General features: G+C 31.2%; 14 protein-coding genes. 10 read left to right on the plus strand and 4 right to left on the minus strand.

Annotated elements, in window-relative coordinates; translation table 11 throughout:
- The first annotated feature begins 51 nt into the window (after nucleotides 1-51).
- On the plus strand, nucleotides 52-351 hold the full coding sequence (locus ACJJVO_RS07505) for a DUF2752 domain-containing protein (protein WP_405572380.1): 300 nt from the start codon (nucleotides 52-54) through the stop codon (nucleotides 349-351).
- Between the two features lie 6 nt (nucleotides 352-357).
- The gene (locus ACJJVO_RS07510; RefSeq protein WP_405572382.1) at nucleotides 358-690 is read left to right on the plus strand and encodes a CCC motif membrane protein; all 333 of its coding nucleotides are present in this window, start codon (nucleotides 358-360) and stop codon (nucleotides 688-690) included.
- 75 nt (nucleotides 691-765) lie between these two features.
- Here the strand turns inward: ACJJVO_RS07510 and rocD are convergent, their stop codons facing one another.
- Nucleotides 766-2,046 (minus strand): ornithine--oxo-acid transaminase, encoded by a 1,281-nt coding sequence (rocD, locus tag ACJJVO_RS07515; RefSeq protein ID WP_405572384.1) that lies wholly within the window; start codon nucleotides 2,044-2,046, stop codon nucleotides 766-768.
- Nucleotides 2,047-2,388: 342 nt separating this feature from the next.
- On the opposite strand from rocD, the gene ACJJVO_RS07520 reads away from it, so the two are divergent.
- The 5 genes from ACJJVO_RS07520 (at nucleotide 2,389) to ACJJVO_RS07540 (ending at nucleotide 7,719) form a co-directional block, all read left to right on the plus strand.
- Nucleotides 2,389-3,555: a mechanosensitive ion channel gene (locus ACJJVO_RS07520; protein WP_405572386.1), complete on the plus strand. Its 1,167-nt coding sequence runs from the start codon at nucleotides 2,389-2,391 to the stop codon at nucleotides 3,553-3,555.
- 144 nt (nucleotides 3,556-3,699) lie between these two features.
- Nucleotides 3,700-5,154 (plus strand): 23S rRNA (uracil(1939)-C(5))-methyltransferase RlmD, encoded by a 1,455-nt coding sequence (gene rlmD, locus ACJJVO_RS07525; RefSeq protein ID WP_405572389.1) that lies wholly within the window; start codon nucleotides 3,700-3,702, stop codon nucleotides 5,152-5,154.
- 63 nt (nucleotides 5,155-5,217) lie between these two features.
- Entirely contained in the window at nucleotides 5,218-5,823 is a 606-nt protein-coding gene (locus ACJJVO_RS07530; protein WP_405572391.1) for a DUF6452 family protein, read from the plus strand.
- Nucleotides 5,786-6,547: a DUF6048 family protein gene (locus tag ACJJVO_RS07535; protein WP_405572393.1), complete on the plus strand. Its 762-nt coding sequence runs from the start codon at nucleotides 5,786-5,788 to the stop codon at nucleotides 6,545-6,547. Before ACJJVO_RS07530 ends, ACJJVO_RS07535 begins: the two co-directional genes overlap by 38 nt.
- A 62-nt stretch (nucleotides 6,548-6,609) precedes the next feature.
- On the plus strand, nucleotides 6,610-7,719 hold the full coding sequence (locus tag ACJJVO_RS07540; protein ID WP_405572395.1) for a peroxiredoxin family protein: 1,110 nt from the start codon (nucleotides 6,610-6,612) through the stop codon (nucleotides 7,717-7,719).
- Nucleotides 7,720-7,820: 101 nt separating this feature from the next.
- Here the strand turns inward: ACJJVO_RS07540 and ACJJVO_RS07545 are convergent, their stop codons facing one another.
- The 3 genes from ACJJVO_RS07545 to ACJJVO_RS07555 form a co-directional block, all read right to left on the minus strand.
- Nucleotides 7,821-8,765 (minus strand): phosphoribosylaminoimidazolesuccinocarboxamide synthase, encoded by a 945-nt coding sequence (locus ACJJVO_RS07545; protein WP_405572396.1) that lies wholly within the window; start codon nucleotides 8,763-8,765, stop codon nucleotides 7,821-7,823.
- A gap of 120 nt (nucleotides 8,766-8,885) precedes the next feature.
- Entirely contained in the window at nucleotides 8,886-9,401 is a 516-nt protein-coding gene (locus tag ACJJVO_RS07550) for a hypothetical protein (protein ID WP_405572397.1), read from the minus strand.
- Nucleotides 9,402-9,534: 133 nt separating this feature from the next.
- The gene (locus ACJJVO_RS07555; RefSeq protein ID WP_405572398.1) at nucleotides 9,535-10,488 is read right to left on the minus strand and encodes a PhoH family protein; all 954 of its coding nucleotides are present in this window, start codon (nucleotides 10,486-10,488) and stop codon (nucleotides 9,535-9,537) included.
- A 121-nt stretch (nucleotides 10,489-10,609) separates the two neighbouring features.
- Here ACJJVO_RS07555 and ACJJVO_RS07560 point away from each other — a divergent pair, with 121 nt between their 5' ends.
- The 3 genes from ACJJVO_RS07560 (at nucleotide 10,610) to gldF (ending at nucleotide 12,542) form a co-directional block, all read left to right on the plus strand.
- On the plus strand, nucleotides 10,610-11,449 hold the full coding sequence (locus ACJJVO_RS07560; RefSeq protein WP_405572400.1) for an S-adenosyl-l-methionine hydroxide adenosyltransferase family protein: 840 nt from the start codon (nucleotides 10,610-10,612) through the stop codon (nucleotides 11,447-11,449).
- 4 nt (nucleotides 11,450-11,453) lie between these two features.
- Nucleotides 11,454-11,750 (plus strand): putative quinol monooxygenase, encoded by a 297-nt coding sequence (locus ACJJVO_RS07565; protein WP_405572403.1) that lies wholly within the window; start codon nucleotides 11,454-11,456, stop codon nucleotides 11,748-11,750.
- Nucleotides 11,751-11,819: 69 nt separating this feature from the next.
- Nucleotides 11,820-12,542 carry a gliding motility-associated ABC transporter permease subunit GldF gene (gene gldF, locus ACJJVO_RS07570; protein ID WP_405572404.1) on the plus strand — a complete coding sequence of 241 codons (723 nt, stop codon included), beginning with the start codon at nucleotides 11,820-11,822 and terminating at the stop codon, nucleotides 12,540-12,542.
- The last annotated feature ends 1 nt before the right edge of the window (nucleotide 12,543 follow it).

Consider the following 12,543-nt stretch of genomic DNA (forward strand, 5'->3'; position numbering starts at 1 on the left):
AATTATTTGTTGTAATTGCTTTAATATTTATCAAATTATTAATTTAGCGTAATGTTAATACTTATAAAAGGAATAGAAGATTATATGCTGCCTTGCCTAAATAAAAAATATTTAGGTTTTGAGTGTATGGGCTGTGGGCTTCAGCGTTCTGTGGCGTTAATCCTTAAAGGTCAGTTTGTAGATGCCTTTATTATGTATCCTGCCATCTATTCTATTATCGCACTTTTTGGATTTATTATTATCAATAGTTTTAAAAACTATAAATCTGGCACTAAAATTATTACTATATTGGCAGTAGCCAACGTTGCCATTATTATTGGCAGCTTTTTACTTAAACTTTATTTTAAATAACACTTTATGGAAAATCAAAAATTACCTAATGCTACTATTAGTTTAGTACTCGCTATTCTCTCATTAATTGGTTGCTGTTGCACTAGTGGAATTGGAGGAGTTATACTATCTGGTATTGCATTATTCTTAACCAACAAAGACGAAAAAACGTATGCTGAAAACCCTGAATTGTACAGCAATTTCAGCCAAGTTAAAACAGCCAAAATTATTGCGATAATTTCATTGGTATTGAGTGTAATCATTTTAGGTATTTATATTTACCTACTTTCTACTGGTCAGTATGAAGAAATGATGTCACAATACATGGAAATGATTGAAGAAATGCAACAAAATCAGTAGTGTTTCTAAACCAATAAAAAAGCGATTTTCTTAATTGAAAATCGCTTTTTTTTATAATATAAATTGAAATAAATATTACTTCTCAAACTCTTTTAAAGTTTTTGTAATAATACCCACACAATCTAACAACTGTTCTTTAGTCATTACTAGAGGTGGTGCAAAACGGATAATGTTACCATGCGTTGGTTTTGCTAATAAACCATTATCTCTTAGCTTCATACAAATATTCCAAGCGGTTTCACTTTCTTCTGTATCGTTAATTAAAATGGCATTTAACAAGCCTTTACCTCTTACACCATTAACGATAGAACTCGTTTCAATGAATTTAGATAATTCTGCTCTAAATAATTCGCCTAATTCTTGTGCATTATTTGCTAATTTTTCATCTTTTATAACTTCTAATGCAGCCATACCAATTGCAGCAGCAACAGGATTTCCACCAAATGTACTTCCGTGGTTTCCTGGTTTTATAACATCCATTATGTCATTATTTGCTAAAACCGCAGACACAGGATAGGCTCCTCCAGATAAGGCTTTACCTAAAATTAAAATATCGGCTTTAACTTCTGGTGTACCAGAACAATGCTTATCTGCACAACTACAGTTACCGCAAGTTGCCAATAAACGACCTGTTCTTGCAATACCAGTTTGTACTTCGTCTGCAATAAATAATACATTATATTTTTTGCATAAAGCTTTTGCTTTGGCTAAATAACCTTCGCTTGGCACATAAACTCCGGCTTCACCTTGAATTGGTTCTACTAAGAAACCTGCAACATTAGGATTAACTTTTAAAGTAGTCTCTAAAGCTTCTAAATTATCGTATTCTATTTTTATGAAACCATTAGTATATGGCCCAAAGTTTTTACGAGCCACAGGATCGTTACTAAAAGAAATTATAGTTGTTGTTCTTCCGTGAAAGTTATTTTCACAAACTACAATTTCAGCTTCATTTTCATCAATGCCTTTAACCTCATAAGCCCATTTTCTACAAAGTTTCAAAGCCGTTTCTACAGCTTCTGCTCCTGTATTCATTGGTAGCAGTTTATCGAAATGAAAGGTCTCAGTAGCATATTTTTCAAACTTACCTAACATGTCATTATAAAATGCTCTAGATGTTAACGTTAAGGTTTTTGCTTGCTCAGTCATTGCTCCAACAATTTTTGGATGACAATGTCCTTGGTTTACTGCAGAATATGCTGAAAGAAAATCGTAATACTTCTTACCTTCTACATCCCAAACAAAAACACCTTCTCCTCTACTCAATACTACAGGTAGTGGATGGTAATTGTGTGCACCATACTTGTTTTCTAAATCTATCGCTTCTTGCGACGTTAATTGGTCTAAAACAGCCATTTTAAAAATAATTTAATAAATGAATAAAATATCCATTCCTTATCTACCTTTATCCTTTCGAAGTATCCGAAAATTCAGCGTGGGAAAGAAATCATCCCTAAGAAACTGCAAATTACTAAATATTAATCTTCATTTATAAATTAGTTTTCATTTTTTAACATCAAATCACAAGATTTATATTTTTTTTTCAAAAAAAATAAATTCCTTATGAGCAGCTATAAACGCACTTGTTAGCTCAATTTTTAATTCTAAAATTCTAAAGACTTTTCTCTCTTTATTGTGTCTTTTAAAAACATTAAGTGTCTCAATTGTATAACATTAACTATTCAACTTTAATTAACCATGGACTATTTAACAGAATTATTTAACAATTTAACAGCATCATTTGGAGAGAGCTTATCTGGTGTAATTGCAGCCGTTTTAATACTAATTATTGGCTGGTTTATTGCTGGCTTTGTGAAACGAATGACCACAAAACTGATAAAAAAAACAGGCATAGATGACAAGCTAAAAAATTCAAAACTCAAGCTATCTTCTTTCATTGGTAAACTACTTTACTTTTTAGTGATGATATTTGTTTTTATGTTAGCTTTAGGAAAACTAGGCTTAACAGATGTATTAGATCCTATTAAAAACTTACTTAACGGATTTACAAATTACATTCCTAATATTATTGGTGCAGGTTTAGTGGCTTACATTGGCTACATGCTAGCGACAATTGTATCAGAATTGGTAGAATTATCTGGTGACACCATTAAGAAATTTACGCCTAAACTTAAACTTCCTGAAAACCTTGACGTAGTAAAAATTCTTAAAAAGATAGTTTTCATATTCGTATTTATTCCCTTATTGATTTCTGCGTTTCATATTTTAGACATGAAAGCGATATCAGAACCTGCAACATCAATGTTGAGCTCATTTTTTGAAGCAATCCCAAGAATATTAGTTGCAACAATTATCATCATCATATTTGTATTTGTGGGACGCTTTGTAGCGCAACTTTTGAAAGACTTATTACAAAGCCTTAATGTAGACGGTTTAGTGGCCAAAATGAACATGACTGAATATGTTGGAACTAAAAGTGTTGCCAAACTAATATCTAACATTGCTTATGCGCTTATCGTAGTATTTGGAATGCTTACAGCTTTCGAGAAATTAGAATTCACACAACTGACCGAAATTATTGACACGGTTTTAGCTTATGCTGGTAAAATCTTATTCGGAATTGTAATAATAGGTATTGGCTTAATTATTTCTAACCTATTTACAAAAGCCTTAAATAGTAAAAACAATCCTTTTGTTGTCTCTATTGTAAAAATTAGCATCATCGCTATTTTCTTAGCAATAGGTTTACGCTCTATGGGAATTGCAGATGAAATTGTAAATCTTGCTTTCGGTATTACACTAGGTACAGTTGCCCTTACAGTTGTATTATCATTTGGTTTAGGTGGACGTGAAGCTGCCGGAAAACAAATGGGAAAAATCTTAGAAAAGTTTAACAAGAACTAAACTTAGTTACCCTTAATTAAATAAAGCGGCTTAGAGAAATCTAGGCCGTTTTATATTTGTGATAAACTCAGAAATAATAGCAACCTTTTCAACTTTACTATTCGCAAAATTGCACCTATCTTTGCAGCTTAATTATTATAAGAAATGCCAAAAAGAGAACGGAATAAATTTGTAAAACGCGGTGAAATCATTGAAATTTTAATCGAAGATTATGCTTTTGGTGGTAAAGGTATTGGTCGCATAAGAAATGAACATGGCGAATTTGTTGTTTTCGTTCCTAATACGTTACCTGGTCAATTGGTAAAAACTCAGATTAAAAAGTGCAGCAAAAAATATGCTGAAGGTAAACTTTTTGAAGTTTTAAAATCATCGGAAAATGAAGTTGACATGCCTTACCAAAGTATTCCTGGTGCACCTTATATTAATCTACCTATTGAAAAACAACACCAATATAAAAAAGAAAGTACACTTCAATTATTTAAACGTATCGGTAAAGTCACTGATATTGAAGATAAATTTGATGAATTTGTAACCTCACCAAATACGTTTCATTATAGAAATAAAATGGAATATGGTTTTTCTGCCATTGGTTATAATCACGAATTAAAAACTGATGTAGATGAATTTACTTTAGGATTTAAAAAACGTGGCACTTGGTGGTGCGGAGATAACTTAAATAACGATTCTGGTTTATTTGATGCTGAATTTGAAAATCAGCTTAAAGACATTAGAGCCTATTGTATTAAAACTGGATTAGATCCTTGGCACGCACCAAAAAGAGAAGGATTCTTTAGATATTTTGTGGTAAGAAAATCTTATAAAACAAATCAACTATTGTTTAATTTGGTAACAACATCACCAGATTTACCAAAATTTGATTTAGATAAATTCGCAAATTATTTAGTAGAATTATTTGGAGATCGCGTTGCTGGATTATTGCACACAATAAATGATGAAATTGGAGATAGAACCATTGCTACAACCGGAAGTATCTCTCTTGTTTATGGTGACGATAAAATAGTAGAAGAATTATTAGGTTTAAATTTTGAAATTAGCATGAAGAGCTTTTTTCAAACCAACCCAAAATGTGCAGAAAAACTATACACTAAAGTAGTTGATTATGCACTTGAAAACAAAGAAGCTGTTGATAATACTGTGGTTCTTGATTTATTCTGTGGAACAGGTACTATTGGACAAATTATAGCAAACAAAGCTGAAAACACTAAAATTGTTGGAGTAGATATCGTTGCTGCTGCTATTGAAGATGCAAAAGAAAATGCAAAGCGTAATAATATAGAAGGTCTAAAATTTTATGCTGCTGATGTTGGTAAATTCTTAACTGAACACCCAGAATACACCAATAAAATAAGAACCATTATCTTAGATCCTGCAAGAGCTGGTATTGCACCAAAAACTCTTAAAAAAATAATAAACCTAAATGCAGAACGTTTGGTTTATGTATCTTGTAATCCTGCAACTCAAGCAAGAGATACAGAGCAATTAATGGAAGCTGGTTATAGTATTAAAAAATTAAGTTTGGTAGACCAATTTCCACACACAGCACATATTGAAACGGTTGTGTTATTTGAAAAAAACTGAAAATAACTTAAACCTTTTAATTTTAAACTTTGTACTAATTACTGAATACTGAAATTAATAAATTTGAAACGACTACTAATTTTTATAAGTTTTATCACCTTAGCTATTATTAACTTTAATTGCGAACGGGATGATATTTGTGCAGCAACCACGCAAACAACTCCACGGCTGATTGTAAGTTTCTATGATGCTACTGACACAGAGGAATTATTAAATGTATCTAGAATTACAGTGTACGGAGACGGTTTATTTACCGATGAAGATGGCGTTACCACAGAGCCAATTGAAGAGTCTAACCTAATAATTGTAGATTATGATGATGAAGATTCATATGTTTTTAATATAAATAGTAACACAATAGCTTTACCTCTTATTGTAGGTCATGAAGGAGAGCTGTTAACGACGCGATTTGTCTTAGAAAAAGATACTGACCTTAGATTAGATGATGATGATTCTACCTCATCAAATATTGACATAATAGAAATTTCATACAACACAGATTTTGTTTATGTTTCACGAGCTTGCGGTTACAAAAGTAATTTCAAAAGCATTGGCGTTTCTAGAGTTACAGATGATGACAATTGGATTACTAATATAGAAATTGAAGAAACAACACAAGCATTAATAGAGAATGAAAACACAACACATGTACGTATCTACCATAACTAGAAGCGTAATTCTATTGCTGTTGTTTTCTACAATAGCTTTTGCGCAAGAAGAGAAAAAAACAATTAATGATACTTTAGTTTACAAGCAAAAGTATGGCCTTAGGGTTGGAGCAGATTTAAGTAAACTGGCACGTACTTTTTTTGACGATAATTATACAGGTTTTGAAATTATGGGAGATTACCGTCTCACCAAACGTATCTTTATTGCTGGTGAAATAGGTAATGAAGAACGCACACTTGAATACGAATATCTAGACAATACCACAAAAGGAAGCTATTTTAAAGGAGGCGTAGATATTAATTTCTACAAAAATTGGCTCGATATGGAAAACATGATTTATACAGGTTTTCGTGTTGGAGCAAGTACCTTTAATCAAACAAGAAATAGTTATACCATCTATGATGTAAACAATCAATATTGGGATGAACCATTTTCAGAGGAAGAAAGCCAAGATTTTGATGGCTTAACAGCACTTTGGGCAGAACTTCAAATAGGATTAAAAGCAGAACTTTTCAATAACTTTTTTGCAGGTATTAATGTGCAACTTAAATTTTTAATTTCTGAAAAAGAACCCAATAATTACGAAAACCTATACATTCCTGGTTATAATAGAACTTATGACAGCAGTAAATTTGGTGGTGGTTTTGGTTTTAATTTATCTTATTTAATTCCTATTTTTAAGAAAGACAAAATTGTGATTCAAGAAAAGCAAGTTGAGGAATAATCTAAAAAAAATCTATATTATCAGAATAAAATTACTTTAATTTTATTTCATAAAATCAACTTATGACAAATAATACTTTTAAATTTAGTCTTTTATTATTTTGTCTAACTTTTACCATACCTGACGTGTATTCGCAATGGAGATATCCAAATGCGGACAATATTAAAAATGATGTTATTATTAAGTATGATGTTGTTTATGAGAATGAACTTTCAGAAGAGCAAAAACAATCTCCAAGATTCATTAATGACATTGTTGTTATTTTTAACAGCAAAAAAATAAAAGAAAAGTTTTTTCTAAACACCATTGACCAAGAGGTATTTCATTTATATGATCTTAGTAAAAAAAAACTCTATAATGGCATAAAATTCAAAAATAATAAATGGGCCTTTATTTCTAATATATTAGAACCAACAAAAAAGGTTACATTATTAGATGATGAAGAAGCAAAAATTCTCGGATTTCCATGTCAAGTTTCTACAGCAGAAGTTAATGGTATAACAAGAAAAATATATACTACAAAAAAGTTTGGATTGCGTTTTGTGAAATCATTTAAAACAGAAGGCTTTTTACTAAAGTACACATTGACTGATGATATTCTAGGACCATATACAGTTACGGCAAAAGAAATATTTTATTCAAAACTACCTGAAACAACCTATAGTCTCGATGGTTATCATATACAAACCATGGAACAACAAAGAAAAGAATTAAGCTTATTACCTGCAAAACAAGAAAAAGGTTTAAAAAATATTGGAAAAACATCACACAACTTTTCTGCAAAAAGTATGAAGGGAAAAAAAATTAAAAGTAAAGATCTCATTGGTAAAGTCGTAGTTCTAAACTTTTGGTTTATCAATTGTCCGCCTTGTCTTAAGGAAATCCCCCTACTTAATGACCTTAAAAAAAAATATAAAGACAAAAATGTTGAATTCATTGCTGTTGCTTTAGATTCAGAAAGTAAAATTTATAATTTCCTTAAGCATACTCCTTTTAATTATAATCAAATAACAGATGGCAAATGGATGGCTACTAAATTTGACATATCTCGTTACCCTACTAACTTAATAATTGATAAAAAAGGTATAGTTCAACTTTTTAAAACAAGCTTTAGAAAAGATATTACAGAAATTATGTCTGCTAAAATAGATGAGTTATTAGAAACTAATTAAGCAATTTTTAAAATAATACTTTTTGTTTTCACCATGATAATACTATAGTTGAAAAAGTAAAAGAACTATCAAATTGATTATTGTCAACAAATATTTAAATCTTACTTCAAATAGTCTAAAACATTAGCCTCTATCCTATTCTGTATATCAGTAACATCACCTTTTACAAACGTATCTCCTGTTATATTTTCATACAATTCTATATAGCGCTCGCTTACAGTTTCAATATAATCGTCACTCATTACAGGAACAGTTTGTCCTTCTAAACCTTGAAAATCATTGGCTATTAACCATTGTCTTACAAATTCTTTAGACAATTGCTTCTGTGCTTCTCCTCTATCTTGACGCTCTTGATAACCATCTGCATAAAAATAGCGCGAAGAATCTGGTGTATGGATTTCGTCAATCAGCACTATTTTTCCCTCTTTAGTTTTACCAAATTCGTATTTAGTATCTACTAAAATTAATCCACGATCTGCAGCAATCTCTGTTCCGCGTTGAAATAACTTTCTCGTATAATCTTCAAGAACTACATAATCGTTTTCTGAAACAATGCCTTTTTTTAAAATATCTTCTCTAGAAATATCTTCATCATGATCACCCATTTCGGCTTTAGTAGCTGGAGTTATTATTGGATTAGGAAATTTATCATTTTCTTTCATACCTTCTGGCATAGCAACTCCACAAAGCATACGTTTTCCTGCTTTATATTCTCTAGCTGCATGACCAGACATGTAACCGCGAATCACCATTTCAACTTTAAATGGCTCACACAAATGGCCAACTGCCACATTAGGATCTGGTGTAGCCACTAACCAATTAGGCACCAAATCTTCAGTATCCTTCATCATTTTAGTCGCAATCTGATTTAAGATTTGACCTTTATATGGAATGCCTTTGGGCATTACTACATCAAATGCACTTAAACGATCCGTAGCAACCATAACCAATTGCTCATCATTTATATTATACACTTCTCTTACTTTTCCTTTATAAACACTTTTCTGATTTGGAAAATTGAAATTGGTATCTACTATAGTGCTCATTTAATAATCGTTTAATTGTGAACTACAAATGTAATTTCTTTACTTGGGCCAAACAATAAACTCAATAAAAAAAGGAGAAATAAACTTTCTCCTTTTTAATTCAATTATTATAATTTTCTCTTATTTAAACCTAATATTATAGGTTGCGCCTACACCTACAGATTGAATATCTATATCATTCTCTGCAAACGTGTTTTGATAATAAGCGTAAATATTCCAATCACGGTTATGATAACCTATTTGTGGATTAACATAAAGACCTCCTTCGTTGTCATCTACTCCAGTTAAAAAACCATAACCTAAATCGGTTCCGAAGAAAAGGCCATTTGGTGTAAAATAATAACGAATAAATCCTGCAAGTGGAACAATACCAAAATCATCATTGTCATCCTTCCCAAAATAATTAGTGTAACCAGAAGCAACACCTATTCCTAAGTTAGGATTGAACAAATATTGCCCTCTCAAATCCAAACCTAGCGCAAATGATGACGCATCATCTGCATCACCTACTGGTATGCCTGCTGTTAAACCTGCTTTAAGCCAAGAATTGTCTGCATTAAAGTCTATATCTTCTTCTTGAGCAAATAATGGACTAAATCCTAATGATATTCCGATAATTAAAAGTACTTTTTTCATGTTGTTATAAGTTTTTTATTATATCAGCAAATTTAGACAGATATGCAGCTTCATATTTTATACGATTTCTACTTAATCTTATATAATTACAAGCCAAAAACACCTAAACAACTAAATAACAACACCTTAAGTACTATTCTCTATTCTCTATACTTTTATAAGCGGCAATCACTTTCTTAACTAATTTATGGCGAATGACATCTTTATCATCCAAATAAATCATGCCAATACCTTCCACATTTTGTAATACTAATAGTGCTTCTTTTAATCCAGAAATGGTTCTACGTGGCAAATCTACTTGCCCAGGATCACCCGTTAATAAGAATTTTGCATTCTTACCCATTCTAGTTAGAAACATCTTCATTTGTGCATGTGTTGTATTCTGTCCTTCATCTAAAATCACAAAGGCATTATCTAAAGTTCTACCACGCATAAAAGCCAGAGGTGCTATTTGAATCACACCTTTTTCTACATAGCTATCCAATTTTTCATGCGGAATCATGTCGCGTAGAGCATCATACAACGGTTGCATATATGGATCTAACTTTTCCTTTAAATCACCTGGTAAAAATCCTAAATTCTCTCCCGCTTCTACTGCAGGCCGTGTTAAAATAATACGTTTCACCTCTCTATTCTTTAAGGCTCTAACTGCCAGCGCAACTCCGGTGTAGGTTTTACCAGTTCCTGCTGGTCCAATAGCGAAAACCATGTCATTTTTTCGCATACTTTCTACCAACTTACGTTGGTTTGCTGTTTGTGCTTTAATGAGTTTACCTCCAACACCATGTACTAAAACTTCATCGCTTTTTGCAGACGTTGAATAATCGTCACTGCTTTGGCTTGTTAGTACACGCTCTATCACATTTTCATCAAGTTTATTATACTTTCCAAAATGTTTCATTAACATGGTCATTCTACGATCAAATTCTTCTAGTAAATCTTCGTCACCATAGGCCTTTAATTTATTGCCTCTTGCAACAATTTTAAGTTTAGGGAAATACTTTTTTAGAAGTTCAATATTAGCATTTTGTGCACCGAAGAATTCTTTTGGAGATATTTCTTCGAGTTCTAGGATAAGTTCATTCAAAAGCGAGCTACATTTAGTGTGTTAATCTGTTTTCTTTTATTAATTTTGTAATTCTTGTGTATACACACAAAGCTAGTAATTTTACAACCACAAATCATAAAAAAATATCAACAATCAATCCATGGCGATAATCACTTTAACGACTGATTTTGGAGAAAAAGACCACTTTGCTGGAGCCATAAAAGGAGCTATTTATAGCGAACTTGAGGATATTAAAATTGTAGATATCTCACATTATGTCTCTCCCTTTAATATATGTGAAGCCGCCTATATAATTCAAAATGCATATAGCAGTTTCCCAAAAGGATCTATTCATCTAATAGGAATTGACTCCGAGTTAAGTGCTGAAAATAAGCATATTGCAGTCAAACTAGACGACCATTACTTTATATGTGCAAACAACGGTATTATGAGTATGATTTGCACAGAAATTGTACCAGAGAAAATAGTTGAAATAAACATCCATGATAAAGTTGAAACCAATTTTCCTGTTTTAGACATTTTTGTAAAAGTGGCTTGCCATATTGCAAGAGGAGGTACATTAGACGTTATTGGAAAAGTTATTAACACTATAAAGCCAATTAAAAATTTAAACCCTTTTGTTAATGACGAGCAAAATCAAATAATTGGTACAATCATATACATTGATAATTATGGCAATGTAGTCACAAATATTAAACGTAAATTTTTTGAATCCTTTCAAAAAGGAAGAGCTTACGAGGTTTTTGCTAGAAACCACAAGTTTAAAATAATATTTAATAAATATAGCGACATATTAAATTACGATGATGATGAAACATCTAAACGTAATCTTGAAGGTAAAGGTATGGTTGTATTTAATTCCTCTGGTTATATTGAAATTGCAGTTTATAAAAGCAACAATAGTACTGTTGGCAGTGCTTCCACTTTAATGGGATTGAAAACAATGGATACGGTAACTATTAACTTTTTAAATCCATAAGCTTTTGTTAGTAAGAATTGTAAAAATGAGTTTTGAACCGTCAAAAATTGAAGAATTCTTGGCTAATTTTGAAACTGTTAAAGAAAAGATTCGCAATTTTGAGGGTTGCCAATTTTTAGAGCTTTATCGTGACCAGAACAATACAAATATATTTTTCACATATAGCTATTGGAGTTCCGAAGACGATTTAAATAACTATAGACACTCTGAATTATTTAATGGCGTTTGGGCAAAAACCAAACCATTTTTTAATGCAAAACCAGAAGCTTGGAGTGTAGATAAATTGGAGAGTTTAGAATAAAAAACAATAAAAGTCTTTTGATCTCGCTAATTAATAAGAACTTAAGACAAAAAAACTGAATACTAATTTATGTTCGCAATATTAAAAAAAGAAATAAACACCTTCTTTGCCTCACCAATTGGTTACTTGGTTATTGGAGTGTTTTTATTATTAAACGGCTTATTTTTATGGGTATTTAAAGGAGAATTCAATATATTAGATAATGGACTAGCTAGTTTATCATCGTTCTTTTTATTGGCACCTTGGATTCTTATTTTTCTAATTCCTGCTGTAACAATGCGAAGTTTTAGTGATGAAAAGAAACAAGGCACTTTAGAGTTATTAGTAACCAAACCTATTTCTCATTTTCAAATTGTATTAGGAAAATATTTTGGCGCTTTTGCACTAATTTTAATAGCTTTAATTCCTACATTATTATATGTTTACACCGTTTCACAATTAGGAAATCCAGAAGGCAATCTTGATATAGGCAGTACTATTGGCTCTTATTTTGGATTACTATTTTTAATTGGATCTTATACTGCAATTGGAGTATTTGCCTCTACCCTTTCAGATAATCAAATTGTAGCGTTTATTATTGCTGTTTTTATCTGTTTCTTTTTCTATTTTGGATTTGAAGGTCTTTCTAATTATAATATTTTTGACAACCTTGTTTATATGGAAAACATTGGTATGTCTGCACATTACAATAGTATGAGTCGTGGTGTTATAGACACTAGAGATCTCGTCTATTTTATTAGTATTGCCGTAGCTTTCTTATTATTTACAAAACTTAGAATCCAAAAACAATAGG

Source organism: Winogradskyella sp. Asnod2-B02-A (assembly GCF_045063645.1).
GTDB lineage: Bacteria > Bacteroidota > Bacteroidia > Flavobacteriales > Flavobacteriaceae > Winogradskyella.